The following is a 12,856-nucleotide window of genomic DNA, read 5'->3' as shown; positions in this document are numbered from 1 at the left end:
CCGATGCTTTAGCCGCAGCATTGCGGCCAGGCCGCATCCGCACAGACCGAGAGAGATCATGCCCGCGCTCGACAACAGCTTCGCCCGCGTCTCCGATTTCGAGGCCATGGAGGCCGATCTCCGGGCGACGCGCCGATATCTGCATGCCAACCCGGAACTCTCCCATGAGGAGGCCGAAACCGCGCGCTATGTTGCCGACAAGCTCACGGCCTGGGGTTACGAGGTAACCCGCAATGTCGGCGGCCATGGCGTCGTGGCGCGGCTGAGCAGCGGCACAGGGACGGGCAGCATCGCGATCCGCGCCGACATGGACGCGCTGCCGATCACCGAAGAGACCGGCCTTCCCTATGCCAGCCTCCAGCCCGGCAAGATGCACGCCTGCGGCCATGACGGGCACACCGCCGTCCTGCTCGGCACGGCCGAATACCTCGCCCGCACGCGTCGCTTCGACGGCACGGTGACGCTGATCTTCCAGCCGGCCGAGGAGGCGGGCAAGATCAGCGGCGCCCAGGCCATGATCGCCGACGGGCTGTTCGAGCGTTTCCCCTTCGATGCGATCTTTGGATTGCACAATCATCCCGGCGCGCCGGAGGGCACGATCCTGCTGCGGTCAGGGCCGATGATGGCCGCCGCCGACACGGTCACCATGGCGATCAGGGGCAAGGGCGGCCATGCCTCGCGCCCGCATCTGACCATCGACCCGGTCGTGGTGGCCTGCCATCTCGTGGTCGCGCTTCAGACGGTCGTCTCGCGCAATATCGACCCGACACAGACGGCCGTCGTCACGGTCGGCACCATCCATGCGGGCCAAGCCGTCAACGTCATCCCTGAAGAGGCCAGGCTGGCGCTCAGCGTACGCTCCTTCGAGCCGACCATCCGGGACCTGCTGGAGGAGCGCATCGTCAGGCTCGCGCGGTCGGTCGCGGAAGGTCACGGCGCGTCGATCGAGATCGACTACGAGCGCGGCTATCCCGTCGTGGTCAATACTGAGGCCGAGACTGCCTTTGCGCGCATAGTTGCGGAAGAGTTGGTCGGCGCCGACAAGGTCGCGACCTGCCAGCTGATTCCCGGCAGCGAGGACTTCGCCTATTTCCTCGAGCACAGGCCGGGCAGTTTCCTGCGCCTCGGCAACGGGCTGAACTCGCCGATCCTGCACAGCGCGCAGTATGATTTCGCCGATGACAGCCTGACCGTCGGCGCCGCGATGTGGGCCCGGCTCGTCGAGCGCTATCTGCAGGCCGCGACACGCTAAGCACTGGCGTGTGAGGTGTGAAGAGAGGTCACCCGGCGAATTTCCCGGCTACCCTGTCTCGATCTGGCCGCGATGCCGCGGCCAGATGCTCACTCCTGGCATGAGGGATCACCCGGGTCGCAGGCGACCTCGTCAACCCTTCAATAGGCCGCGCCCGACTCCATGAGGCGGCTGATCCGGATCAGCTTGGCATTCGTCACATGAGCACGGGCAGCGGCCTCGGCGGCATCGAGATCACGCTCCTTGATGGCCTTGATGATCGCAAGATGCTCCTGCGTGACCTCCTCGAGCCTGCCTTCCTTCTCGAAAGTGGTGCCCGAGAGCAGCGCGATCGTGTCCTGAAGTTCGCCAAGCGCCGGTCCGAGATAGCGGTTGCGAGCGACCTCGTAGATCATCTGATGAAACTTGATATTGGCGATCGCCGCGAGTTGAGGCGTTTGTGCCTCGGCACAACGCTGGGCGAGCGCGTTGAGGATATCGATCTCCGTTGGAGACGCGTGTTCGGCGGCGAAGCGCGCCGCCGCACCTTCCAGGATGGCGCGCAGGCTATAGAGTTCAAGGATCTTGGTTCCGGTGATCTCGGCAATGATCAGACCGCGACCAGGAACGGCCTCGACCAGCCCGCGCGACTGCATCCTTCCCAGCGCTTCGCGGATCGGCGTACGGCTGACCCCGAATTGCTCTGCCAGATCCTCTTCGCGCAGGCGGGTTCCTTGCTTCAGCTTGCCGCTCTGGATGGCGTCGCGGAGCGCCTGGAGGACATAGTCCACCCGGGAAAGGCCATGCGTGGCCTGCTGGGATGAGCCTGCCTCATCGTCAGCGGATTTCAGGCGCGTGTTCAAACGTCAAAACTCCAGTTCGGTCTCTGTCGCGCACCCGGCTATTGAAGCGGGCCGGATGCCAACATGGTCGTTACATCCCTTATGTTCTTGGTCTGCTCCATTCTCCAGATACTTTCGGCTAGAGCCTCCGCCTTGTCGCGCTCAAGCGCACGGCTGGAACAGTCCAGGAATTTCTCGGTCAGTTCACCCCGCGACATCGGATTGTCAGGGCCCCGTCCGAACGGCGTCGAGGCCTGCTCGGTGAGAACCCGTCCATTGCGCAACGTCACGACCACGGTTCCGAGATACTGGTCATCGTTGCTGTGCGCCCGCGCCGTGCAGCGAGACATCAGATCGAGGATCGCAGCTTCGGCATAGGCGCCGTTCTCGAAATGGGCGAGACGGATCTGTCCGTCAGCCAGGGCGCGACAGGTCAGATACTGAACGCTGAACTTGGCGTCGAGCCCATTCTTGATCTCAGTGCGGTTGGTATGCGCCAACCGGCGCACATGGGTTTCGGTTTCGATGGCGGCGATGTCGGCAAGCGCGAAGGGACCGTGCGCCTGACGCAGCTTGAGTGCAGCATCGATGGCCGAATGGGCACTTCCGCAGCACGGGTGCTGCTTGATGGCAATGCCCGGCTCGAGCGTTTCCAGGGTTCCGCCCCAATCGGCCAGCATCGCGTCGGCATCATAGAGCCCCTCGCCGTTGAACAGATTGAAGAAGCCCTGAACCTGCTCAAATGCGTCAGCCGATGCCGAGAAGCCAGACTTCGCCAGCCGGGCGGCGTAGAGCCCGTTGCGCGCGGCCAGGCCGGCATGGAGCGGCTTGGCAGCGGTTCCGAAATTCGCCTTCACGCCGCTCGACAGCGAGACGGCGATCGCCAAGGCGCGAGCCAGCGCCTCGTCATCCAGCCTCAACATCCGGCCGCAGGCGGCGGCGGCGCCGAAGACGCCGAGCGTGGCAGTGGGATGCCAGCCCTTCTCGTAATGGCAGGGCAACAGGCCCCGCGCCAAACGGGTCTCGGTCTCTATTCCCGCGATATAGGCCCGTAGCAGGCTTGCTCCATCAGCCTCGATCTCTTCGCCGAGAGCGATCAGGGCGGGCAGGACCGGCACCGAGGGATGGCCGCCCATGGTGGTGCTGCAATCGTCGAAATCGAGTGCATGAGCCGCTGCCCCGTTGATGAGGGCGGCGTCGAGCGCGCTGGCGCGCTCCTGGCTGCCATAGATCACGCAGGGTCCACTCTGCGAGCCGATGTCGAGGACCCGGGCCGGGATGCGGGCGGCCGGCTCGTGGGCGCCGGCAAGCGCGACCCCCAGCGTGTCCAGCAGCGAGCCCTTGACGATCTGGAATGCCTCTTCCGGCAAGGGGCCATCGGCCAGCCGGTTGATGCGCGTGGCGAGTTCGAGTGCGAAGCTCATAATGGTTCCTGTCGATCAGGCGGCGGCGCTGAGGGCTGCCCGCGAACTCGTCATGCTGATGGCGAGGTCCCGGACGGAGGGCTGGGCCTCGAGGGTGACCAAACGGTCGAATAGCGGGCCGACCTGCGCCGCATCCAGGCTGCGGCGCGCGCAATCCTCGAACTTCGCACGCAGCATCGGAAGCGGCAGAGGGATTTCAGGACCACGCCCGAGCGGCGCAGGAACAGAGTGTTCCAGCGCCGTACCGTCCTTCAGACGAACTGAAACCGTCGCTCCATAATCGTTGGAGTCATCGTCATGGGCCTGCGTCTCGATACGCTCCATGGCGGCCCTCACATGCGGGTCGCGATAGGCCGTGCCTTCGAAATGCTCCAGGGAAACGCGCCCGTCGACGAGGGCACGCGCCACGGCATATTGCAGGCTGAACTTGGCGTCGAGCGGGTTCTCGGCCTTGCGCATCACATGCGGCAGCAGGCGGCGGCGATGCATCGTCACCGTCACCTTGGCGATCTGAGAGGCCTCGATCCGATGCTCGCCGGCAATCGCAAGGGCGGCGTCGACTGCCCCATGAACGCTGTAGACGCAGGCGTATTTCTTGATCGAGATGCCGGGTCCGTCGAGGTCCAGCGGTGCGGCCCAGCCCTCCAACATCCGCTGGGCATCGTAGTTGCCGGCGCCGTTGAACACCTCGAGGAAGCCCTGGGGGTGCTCGAAGGCGACGGGGCTGGCGTCAAAGCCTTCCGATGCGAGCAGCGCGGCGAACAGGCCGTTGCGGGCGGCAAGCCCAGCATGCAGCGGCTTGGTCTGGCTACCGAAATTGGATTTCACGCCCGAGGCGAAGGAGACGCAGAGCGAAAGCGCGGTCGCGAGCGCCTGGTCGTCGAGCTTGAGCAACCTGCCGCACGCGGCCGCGGCGCCAAAGATGCCGAGCGTCGCCGTGGGATGCCAGCCCTTCTCGTAGTGATGGAAGTTGACGCCGCGCGCGATCCGCGTCGCGGTCTCGACGCCGACGATATAGGCGTCGAGCAGATCCTTGCCGGTCAGGTCCTGTTGCTCGGCGAGTGCCAGGGCCGCTGGAACAATGATGACGGTCGGATGCCCGGCAAGGGATTTGCTGGTGTCGTCGAAATCGAGCGCATGGCCGGACGTGCCGTTGACGAGTGCTGCATCGAGCGGGCGCAGGCGCTCGCTTGCCCCCAGGACAGAACAGCCGCCGGCCACAGTCCCCACCGCAAGACCGGCAAGCGCCAACGCGGTCGTGCTCTCCGGCGCACCGGCGAGCGCACAACCCAGCATGTCGGCAATGGCGACCTTGGCGGTCTCCCGTGCTGTCCGTGAAAAGCTATCGGGATCGAGTGCGTTGGCTCTGCGGGCGATTTCGAGGGCAAGGCTCATGATGTGATCCAGTGTCGTGTCGGGGTTCGCCTGATCGCGTCAGGCAGGAATACGAAGCGCCGGAGCCCGTTCCCTGGGCGGCGCGGCCCGCTCGATCGTAGTGAGAAGCGAGCGCAGGCGGCTGCCTCCGTCCAATGACAGCAAGGCATCGAGCAGGCGCTCCGTGGCGTCGGGTTCCAGGACCCGCCCGGCGCAATCCTGGAATTTGCCGGAGAACTCGGCCTCGCTCATCGGGTTGAGCGGGCCGCGCCCCATGGCCACCGAAGCGCTGGCGCTGCGCTGGCCGCCGTCTCGCAGCGTGATGGTCACGCGACCGGCGGACACATCGTCTTCGTCATGCGCAAGCAGTTCGGAACGGCCCATCACCGCGCGCAATCGGGCACGGTCATAGGCGCCCGGCTCGAAATCCTCGAAGCGGACGGACCCCTGTTCCAAGGCGCAGGCGGTGACGTAATGCGTACTGAACTTGGCATCCAGCTCCGACTTCGGGTCCGGTCGGTCGATGTTCTTCAGGCGACGCCGATGCAGATGGATGTCGATCCGGGCGATCTCGTCGGTGCCGCCAGCCAGATCGTCACGCAGCTCGGTGGCTGCGGCTATGGCCGAATGGACGAAGGCGCAGCAGGGGAACTGCTTGATCGCAACGCCAGGGTCGAGCAATTCCCAACGCTCTCCCCAGCCTTCCAGCAACGGGCGCATATCGGGTACGCCCGCGCCATTGAAGGCATGGAAGAACCCCATGCCATGCTCCAGCGCGCGAACATTGGCCGTGAAGCCATTGCGGGCGAGCAGGGCCGCCAGCAGCCCGTTTCGATTGGCCTGACCGGCATGGAGCGGCTTCGTCATGGTGCCGGAATTGGCGCGCAGCCCGCTGGCCGACGAAGCGGCAATGGCGATGGCGACGGCCATTGCTTCGTCGTCGAGCTGCAACAGGCGACCGCAGGCGACCGCCGTTCCGAAGATGCCGAGCGTCGCGGTCGGGTGCCAGCCGCGCTCGACATGGAGCGGGTTCAGAACCTGCGCGAGACGCGTCTCCGTTTCGAAGCCGGCTACATAAGCTGCGAGAAGCTGGTCGCCATGACAGTCCAGTCGTTCCGCCAGCGCCAGCAAGGCGGGGACCATCGGCACGGACGGGTGTCCGTCCAAGGTCAGGCTGCAATCGTCGAAATCGAGCGCATGGGCGCTGACGCCATTGATCAGCGCGGCATCGAGCACGCCGACGCGCGTTGCACGACCCAGCAGGAGACTGCCGGACGCAGCATGGCTGGGCTCGACCGTGTCGCAGAGCAGATCGACGACGCCTTCATGCGATCCCGCCAGCATCACACCGATCGTGTCGGCGATGGCGAGCCGGGCCCAATGCCTCACGGCAGAGGGCGCATTCACCAGCGACAGGGCGTTTGCGTGGCGCGCGAGCGCCAGAGTGATATCGGCCATGGGGTCCAGCTTTCGAAGGAGGGCCGCAGCGCCTCCGGACTTCGACTCAGAGGTTCAGTGCTTGAGGACCTGACGGAAGAAGGTGCGAGAGCGCTCGGTTTGCGGATTGCCGAAGATCTCGTCCGGCCGCCCGGTTTCGACGATGCGCCCATCCGCCATGAACACGACGCGATCTGCCACCGTCCGGGCGAAGCCCATTTCGTGGGTGACGACGACCATGGTCATGCCGGTGCCCGCGAGCTCGAGCATCACATCCAGCACCTCCTTGATCATCTCGGGATCGAGTGCCGAGGTCGGCTCGTCGAACAGCATGATCTTCGGCTGCGTGCACAGGGCGCGTGCAATGGCGACACGCTGCTGCTGGCCACCAGAAAGCTGGAGCGGATATTTGTGCGCCTGCTCGGGGATATGAACCCGGCGCAGGTACTGCATCGCGATCTCTTCCGCGTCGCGCTTGGGCATCTTGCGCACCAGCATCGGGGCAAGCGTCAGATTGTCGAGTACGGTCAGATGCGGAAACAGGTTGAAGCTCTGAAAGACCATGCCGACATCGCCCCGGATGGTTTCGAGAGCGCGGTTGCTGCCATCGAGCTCGGTATCATTGACCGCGATCCGGCCCTCCTGATGCTGCTCGAGGCCATTGATGCAGCGGATCAGGGTCGATTTGCCCGAGCCCGACGGGCCGCAGATCACCATGCGTTCGCCGGTGGCGATATCGAGGCTGACATCGTCCAGCACCTGGATGGTGCCGTACCATTTCGAGATGGAGCCGATCTCGATGGCGTTCTTCACCCGAGAGCCCTCGGCGGTCGCGGAGGCATTCTGCTGCAGCATCAGTGATGCCCCTTCTTCATCTGGGCTTCCATGGCGCGCGCGTAGAGCGACAAGGCAAAGCCGAACACGAAATAGACCAGACCGACGAAGACATAGGCTTCGACATAGTATTTGCGCCAAACCGGGTCCTGCATCACCGATGTCGTGGCGTTGAGGATGTCGAACAGGCCGATGATCATCACGAAGGACGTGTTCTTCAGCGCCGCGATGATGTGATTGACGATCGCCGGGAAGGCGATTTTCAGCGCCTGGGGCAGGATGATGACCCGTGTCATCTGCCAATAGCCAAGACCAAGGGCCTGAGCCGCTTCGTACTGTCCACGCGGGACAGCCTGCAGGCCGCCGCGAATGGTTTCCGCCTGGTAGCAGGCGAAGAAGATCGCGATGCCGATGGTGACGCGCAGCAATTTGTCGACACTGCTGCCGGCCGGCAGGAACAGCGGCAGCACGTTAACGGCAACGAAGAGGATGGTGATCAGCGGCACGCCACGCAGCGTCTCGATGATCGTGACGCAGACCGAACGCACCAGCGTCAACGTCGAGCGCCGCCCGAGCGCCAGCAGAACCGCGACGGGGAAGCCCATCACGACCGTCCCGGTGAACATGATCATGGTGAGCGCCAGCCCGCCCCATTCGCTGGTCGCCACTTCCGGCAGGCCAAACACGCCGCCATACATCAGCACGCCGATGGCGGTGACGGTGCAGGCCCAGAGCAGCGCGAGACCGCGCAGATTCCAGAACCGCGGCATCAAGGTGATCGTCAGGATGACCAGGTAGAGGCAGACCGCCAGCGTCGGGCGCCAGTGTTCGCTATGCGGGTAGAGCCCGAACAGGATCGTGCGGTGCTTCTCATAGACGACAGCCCAGCACGCCCCCTTGGCGGCCTGGCAGGCGGCCGGATCGGACGCGACGAAGACCGCATCGAGCACCCCCCAACGCAGCAGGAACTGCCCGATAAAGGCTGCTCCCACGAGCACGACGATCGAGAGCGCGACATGGAAGGGACTGGAGAAGATCCGGTCCTTCAGCCACCAGGCGGCAGTGCGCGAAACACGGGGCTGGCGGCGCGCCGGCGCCGGCAAGAATTGAGCGTCGGCCATCTCAACGCTCCTTCAACGCGACGGCGTTGTTGTAGAGGTTCATCGAAATCGATGTGGTCAGACTGAGGCCGAGATAAATGATCATCATGATCGTCACCATTTCGACCACCTGGCCGGTCTGGTTCATGATCGTGTTCCCGATATTGACCAGTTCGGGGTACCCGATGATCACGCCCAACGAACTGTTCTTGGTCAGGCTGAGGAACTGGCTCGACATCGGCGGGATGATGACGCGCAGCGCCTGCGGCAGGACGATCCGGCTCATGATCGAAGACGGCTTGAGGCCAAGCGCACGCGCAGCCTCGCTCTGGCCTTTCGGCACGGACTCGATGCCGGCGCGAACGATCTCGGCGATGAAGGCACCGGTATAGACGGTGAGCCCGACGACCAGCGCGAAGAACTCGGGCGGGACGGTCATGCCGCCGCTGAACCCGAAACCGCGCAGTTTCGGCATGTCGAATATGATGGGGGCACCAGACAGGAGCCAGGGCAGAATTGTCGCGGCCACGACCAGTGCCAGGGCCGGCGGCAGCGGCGCGACATAGCGCCCGGTGCGCTCGCCATGTCGCCTGATCAGCTTGTAGAGAATGACGGCGGCAACGGCACCGACCAGAAAGCCGATGCCCATCGCCCCATGCGCCGGATGCGGCACCAGGGCAGGCAGGGTCAGGCCGCGATTGCTGATGAAGCCGATCCCGAGGACATCCAGGGCCTGGCGTGGTGCCGGCAGATTGCGGATGATCGAAGACCACAGCACCACATGCAGGATCACCGGCACGTTCCGCGCGAACTCCACGTAGCAGCCGGCCAGTTTGGAGACGAGCAGGTTGCGAGACGCGCGCGCGATGCCCATCACCACACCGACCAGCGTGGCGCAGACGATGCCGACCAATGAGACGTGAATGGTGTTCAGCAGCCCGACCAGCAGCGCCCGGCCGTAGGAATCGGAGGCAGTGAAGGAAACCGGCGTCTCGCTGATATTGAACTTCGCGGCTTCACCCAGGAAGCTGAAGCCTGTGGCGATGTTCTGGCGGCGCAGGTTGGTCGCGACATTGTCGTAGAGATACCAGCCGACGAAGACCAGAACGGCAGCCAGGGCCAGTTGGTAGGTGAAGGTCCGGACACCGGGGTCGTTCCAGTTCCACGAGCGCCGGGGCGGCGGTCGCCGCCGCGGCGAAGCGGGCGCGCCAGGGGCGGTGGCCGTCGTGGCGTGAGCGTGCAGCTCCGCCGTGCCTGCCCTGGCCTCACTCATGATGGTCATGTCGTTTCCGCTGGCTGGGAGAAATTGACGCCGAGGCAATGTCGCGTGCCGTCGCGCGAGCGGGCGTTACTTGATCGGCAGGCCGTAGAGCAGGCCGCCATCCGTCCAGGGCTTGTTCACGCCGCGCGGCAGAGGCAGGGGCGTACCGGCGCCGAAATGGCGCTCGTAGATGTCCTTGTAGCTGCCGACGCTCTTCACCGCCGAGTAGAGCCACTTGTTGTCGAGGCCGAGCTTCGCGCCGAAATCTCCGGTGACGCCGAGCATGTCGCGCACATAGGGATCGCTGGATTTGAGCATCGTGTCGGCATTGGCCTGGCCGATGCCGTTCTCCTCCGCCTCCATGAGGCCGTACATCACCCATTTCACGATGTCGTACCATTGGTCGTCGCCATGGCGGACGGCCAGCGCCAACGGCTCCTTGGAATAGGTACCGTCGAGAATGACATGGTCATCGGGGTTGGGAGCGTCATAGACCCTCACACCCGGCAGCGCATCGCGATCCTTGGCCAGCGCGTCGCAGCGCCCCGCAACATAGGCGCTGGCGAGTTCCTTGTTGTTCTCGATGACGATCGGCGTGTACTTCAGATTGCGCTGGGCGAAGATCCGCGCCACCGACTGCTCGGTCGTGCTGCCAGGCGCCATGCAGATGACCGCGCCATTCAGCTCCTCGATTGACTTGACGCCGGCATCCTTGCGCACGAGGAAGCCGAGGCCAGTGTAGAAAACCGGCGGGCTGAAGTTCAGACCAAGCGCCGTGTCGCGGGTCAGGGTCGCAGTGGTGTTGCGCGGCAGAACATCGACTTCACCCGACTGGATCGCCGGGAAGCGCTGCTGGCTGGAAAGTGCGACGAACTTCACCTTCTCGCCGTCGCCGAAGATCGCGGCGGCGATGGCGCGGCAGAGATCGACCTCGAATCCGACCCAGCGCCCCTTCGCGTCGGGGGCAGCAAAGCCATAACGGCCGGGATGGGCCCCGCACAGCAACTGCCCGCGCTCCTTGACCGTCTTCAGCGTCGCGCCCTGCTCGGCCATGGCCGAACTGGCGGACAAGGCGATAACGGCGCAGGCCAGCAGCGCCTTGCCATGCTTCAGAAAACCCATCCCGAACATGCTTCCATCCCCTGTACTGCGCCGCCATTCGCACCATCGGCGAGCGCTTGTCATCTATTGAATGCGCTTGTATCCAAAGATATACAACTGAGCACGGAGCGCAAGCGGACAGAAGCCCAGTGAGCGAAGAATACCTCCAACCCTTTGTACCAATTGAACAATAAGACCGGAATCGACCGGTTCCCAGGATCGAGAACGAAGGAAGACGCGTGATGAGCAGCACAGACCTGCAGGCGGAACCCGGCTTTGGCGAGCCCAAATCCTCCCAGGGGAATCAGACCGATTCTGAACACGCCTTCCGGCAGGACACGGTCATCTGCCATAGCGGCCGCGACCCTTCCGCTCATTCCGGCGCTGTCAATCCGCCCGTCTTCCATGCCTCCACCATTCTGTTTCCCACGCTTGCGGCGCTTGATGCGAAGGCGACGACGAAGATCCGCTATGGCCGTCGCGGGACGCCAACCAGCTTTGCCCTCGAGGAGGCCGTCTCCGCCCTCGAGCAGGCAGCGGGCACCGTGCTGACGTCTTCGGGCGCGTCGGCGATATCGACGGTCCTGCTGGCCTACGCCAAACCTGGCGCCCATGTGCTCGTTCCCGACTCGGCCTATGGGCCATGTCGCCATTGCTGCAACGAGATTCTCAGCCATCTCGGCGTCGAGACGACCTTCTACGATCCGCAGATCGGCGCCGACATCGCAACGCTCGTTCGGCCCGAAACCTGCTTGATCTGGATGGAAACGCCAGGTTCCCTGACCTTCGAGATGCAGGACGTTGCGGCCATCGTCGCTGTTGCCAAGGCGAGCGGGATCGTGACGGTGATCGACAATACCTGGGCGGGCGGCGTCTTCTTCAAGCCCCTGACGCTGGGTGTCGACATCTCGCTTCAGGCCGGGACGAAGTACATTTCCGGCCATTCCGACATCATGCTGGGCACCATCTCCTGTGCCGAGAGCGTCTATGACCGGATCAAGGCCTTTGCCCTCCGGCTCGGCCTCTGCGTCGGACCCGATGACGCCTACCTCGCGCTGCGCGGTCTGCGGACCATCGGGGTGCGCATGCGGCAGCACCATGAAAGCGGCCTGACGCTGGCACGCTGGCTGGCCACGCGCCCCGAGGTCGAGCGCGTCATGCATCCAGCCTTGCCGCAGGACCCCGGATACGCCCTATGGAAAGCCAATTTCACCGGGGCGTCCGGCCTGTTCGGCTTCGTCTTGAAGGAAAAGGACCGCACACGCCTTGCCGCCATGATGGATGGGCTGAAACTATATGGCATGGGCTCGAGTTGGGGCGGCTTTGAGAGCCTGATGGTCCCGACCAATCCGTCCCCCCTGCGGTCCGCGACCAACTGGGCTGTCGATGGCCAGTCGATGCGCGTCCATGTCGGGCTTGAGGATATTGCCGACCTGATCGACGATCTCGAGCGCGGATTGAAGCGGCTGACGGCCTGATCTCGATCCCCCAACTCCTCACGGCGCGACCGCCAGGAGGTCGCGCCGACACGCTGCTCCCGGAGAATGACAAGCGATGCTCACAGTTTATGGCCGCCATAATTCCTCGAATGTCGCCAAGGTGCTCTGGACTCTCGACGAGCTCGGATTGGCCTACGAGTTGGTCAAGCGCGGCGGCAACTTCGGAGGAACGGACGATCCGGTCTATCGTGCTATGAACCCCCATGGCCGCGTGCCCACTCTCGATGACGACGGGGTGGTCGTCTGGGAGTCGAACGCCGTCGTCCGCTATCTCGCGGCCCAATATGGTGCTGGCCTGCTCTGGCCCGAAGCTCCCGGAGAGCGGGCTCAGGCGGATCGCTGGATGGATTGGGCCTCGATGATGCTGGCTCCCGTATTGGCGCCCCTGCGAAAGCAAGGGCTGACGGGAGACGATCTCAAGGCCAAGCGGGACTCCGCATTCACACAGTTTGCCGTACTCGATCACGCCCTGCTGGATCGCCCGTTCATCGCCGGCGAGCATTTCAGCATCGGCGACATCCCGCTCGGGCCGATCGTTCATCGCTACGTGCTGCTGCCGGGGGACAAGCCGGACTGTGCCAATCTCGAGCGCTACCATCGACAGCTGATGCAGCGCCCGGCCTTCATACGGCATGTCGCCGATGCTCTCAGCTAGGCGATGAGCCCTCGCCGAATTGGGCTGGCATGAGCATGCAGGCATGCGGGCGCTTCGCCATTGCCCACGTGCCACGCACCGTTCCATGCATCATCGCT

The 12,856-nt window shown here is 64.4% G+C and carries 11 protein-coding genes; 3 read left to right on the top strand and 8 right to left on the bottom strand.

Going from position 1 to position 12,856, the window contains the following annotated elements:
* Positions 1–58 precede the first annotated feature (58 nt).
* Positions 59–1,252 (top strand): M20 aminoacylase family protein, encoded by a 1,194-nt coding sequence (locus BIWAKO_RS11000; RefSeq protein ID WP_069878712.1) that lies wholly within the window; start codon positions 59–61, stop codon positions 1,250–1,252.
* A 140-nt stretch (positions 1,253–1,392) separates the two neighbouring features.
* On the opposite strand, the gene BIWAKO_RS10995 is transcribed toward BIWAKO_RS11000, so the two are convergent.
* From BIWAKO_RS10995 to BIWAKO_RS10960, 8 genes are all read right to left on the bottom strand, one after another.
* The gene (locus BIWAKO_RS10995; protein WP_244523412.1) at positions 1,393–2,094 is read right to left on the bottom strand and encodes a GntR family transcriptional regulator; all 702 of its coding nucleotides are present in this window, start codon (positions 2,092–2,094) and stop codon (positions 1,393–1,395) included.
* A gap of 38 nt (positions 2,095–2,132) precedes the next feature.
* Complete coding sequence (locus BIWAKO_RS10990) at positions 2,133–3,497, bottom strand: MmgE/PrpD family protein (RefSeq protein ID WP_069878711.1); 1,365 nt, start codon at positions 3,495–3,497, stop codon at positions 2,133–2,135.
* A gap of 15 nt (positions 3,498–3,512) precedes the next feature.
* Complete coding sequence (locus tag BIWAKO_RS10985) at positions 3,513–4,892, bottom strand: MmgE/PrpD family protein (protein WP_069878710.1); 1,380 nt, start codon at positions 4,890–4,892, stop codon at positions 3,513–3,515.
* Between the two features lie 39 nt (positions 4,893–4,931).
* Positions 4,932–6,329 (bottom strand): MmgE/PrpD family protein, encoded by a 1,398-nt coding sequence (locus tag BIWAKO_RS10980; protein ID WP_069878709.1) that lies wholly within the window; start codon positions 6,327–6,329, stop codon positions 4,932–4,934.
* A gap of 54 nt (positions 6,330–6,383) precedes the next feature.
* Positions 6,384–7,163 carry an amino acid ABC transporter ATP-binding protein gene (locus tag BIWAKO_RS10975; RefSeq protein ID WP_069878708.1) on the bottom strand — a complete coding sequence of 260 codons (780 nt, stop codon included), beginning with the start codon at positions 7,161–7,163 and terminating at the stop codon, positions 6,384–6,386.
* Positions 7,163–8,263, bottom strand: a complete 1,101-nt coding sequence (locus BIWAKO_RS10970; protein WP_084651256.1) for an amino acid ABC transporter permease — start codon at positions 8,261–8,263, stop codon at positions 7,163–7,165. The genes BIWAKO_RS10975 and BIWAKO_RS10970 overlap by 1 nt, the downstream gene beginning before the upstream one ends.
* A gap of 1 nt (position 8,264) precedes the next feature.
* On the bottom strand, positions 8,265–9,524 hold the full coding sequence (locus tag BIWAKO_RS10965) for an amino acid ABC transporter permease (protein WP_244523411.1): 1,260 nt from the start codon (positions 9,522–9,524) through the stop codon (positions 8,265–8,267).
* Between the two features lie 66 nt (positions 9,525–9,590).
* Complete coding sequence (locus BIWAKO_RS10960) at positions 9,591–10,634, bottom strand: amino acid ABC transporter substrate-binding protein (RefSeq protein WP_244523410.1); 1,044 nt, start codon at positions 10,632–10,634, stop codon at positions 9,591–9,593.
* 212 nt (positions 10,635–10,846) lie between these two features.
* Between BIWAKO_RS10960 and metC the strand changes: the two genes are divergently transcribed.
* The gene (gene metC, locus BIWAKO_RS10955) at positions 10,847–12,082 is read left to right on the top strand and encodes a cystathionine beta-lyase (protein ID WP_084651255.1); all 1,236 of its coding nucleotides are present in this window, start codon (positions 10,847–10,849) and stop codon (positions 12,080–12,082) included.
* A 76-nt stretch (positions 12,083–12,158) separates the two neighbouring features.
* On the top strand, positions 12,159–12,758 hold the full coding sequence (locus tag BIWAKO_RS10950) for a glutathione S-transferase family protein (RefSeq protein ID WP_069878707.1): 600 nt from the start codon (positions 12,159–12,161) through the stop codon (positions 12,756–12,758).
* The last annotated feature ends 98 nt before the right edge of the window (positions 12,759–12,856 follow it).

Source organism: Bosea sp. BIWAKO-01, from assembly GCF_001748145.1.
In the GTDB taxonomy this organism is placed as follows: domain Bacteria; phylum Pseudomonadota; class Alphaproteobacteria; order Rhizobiales; family Beijerinckiaceae; genus Allobosea.
Note: the sequence above shows the minus strand (reverse complement) of the source record. Positions and strands in the feature narration are given on the sequence as shown.

Excerpts from the sequence above, each read along its gene's own strand:
- BIWAKO_RS11000 (WP_069878712.1), top strand. The coding sequence starts at position 59 with ATGCCCGCGCTCGACAACAGCTTCGCCCGCGTCTCCGATTTCGAGGCC.
- BIWAKO_RS10990 (WP_069878711.1), bottom strand. The coding sequence starts at position 3,497 with ATGAGCTTCGCACTCGAACTCGCCACGCGCATCAACCGGCTGGCCGAT.
- BIWAKO_RS10985 (WP_069878710.1), bottom strand. The coding sequence starts at position 4,892 with ATGAGCCTTGCCCTCGAAATCGCCCGCAGAGCCAACGCACTCGATCCC.
- BIWAKO_RS10980 (WP_069878709.1), bottom strand. The coding sequence starts at position 6,329 with ATGGCCGATATCACTCTGGCGCTCGCGCGCCACGCAAACGCCCTGTCG.
- BIWAKO_RS10975 (WP_069878708.1), bottom strand. The coding sequence starts at position 7,163 with ATGCTGCAGCAGAATGCCTCCGCGACCGCCGAGGGCTCTCGGGTGAAG.
- BIWAKO_RS10970 (WP_084651256.1), bottom strand. The coding sequence starts at position 8,263 with ATGGCCGACGCTCAATTCTTGCCGGCGCCGGCGCGCCGCCAGCCCCGT.
- BIWAKO_RS10965 (WP_244523411.1), bottom strand. The coding sequence starts at position 9,524 with ATGACCATCATGAGTGAGGCCAGGGCAGGCACGGCGGAGCTGCACGCT.
- BIWAKO_RS10960 (WP_244523410.1), bottom strand. The coding sequence starts at position 10,634 with ATGTTCGGGATGGGTTTTCTGAAGCATGGCAAGGCGCTGCTGGCCTGC.
- metC (WP_084651255.1), top strand. The coding sequence starts at position 10,847 with ATGAGCAGCACAGACCTGCAGGCGGAACCCGGCTTTGGCGAGCCCAAA.
- BIWAKO_RS10950 (WP_069878707.1), top strand. The coding sequence starts at position 12,159 with ATGCTCACAGTTTATGGCCGCCATAATTCCTCGAATGTCGCCAAGGTG.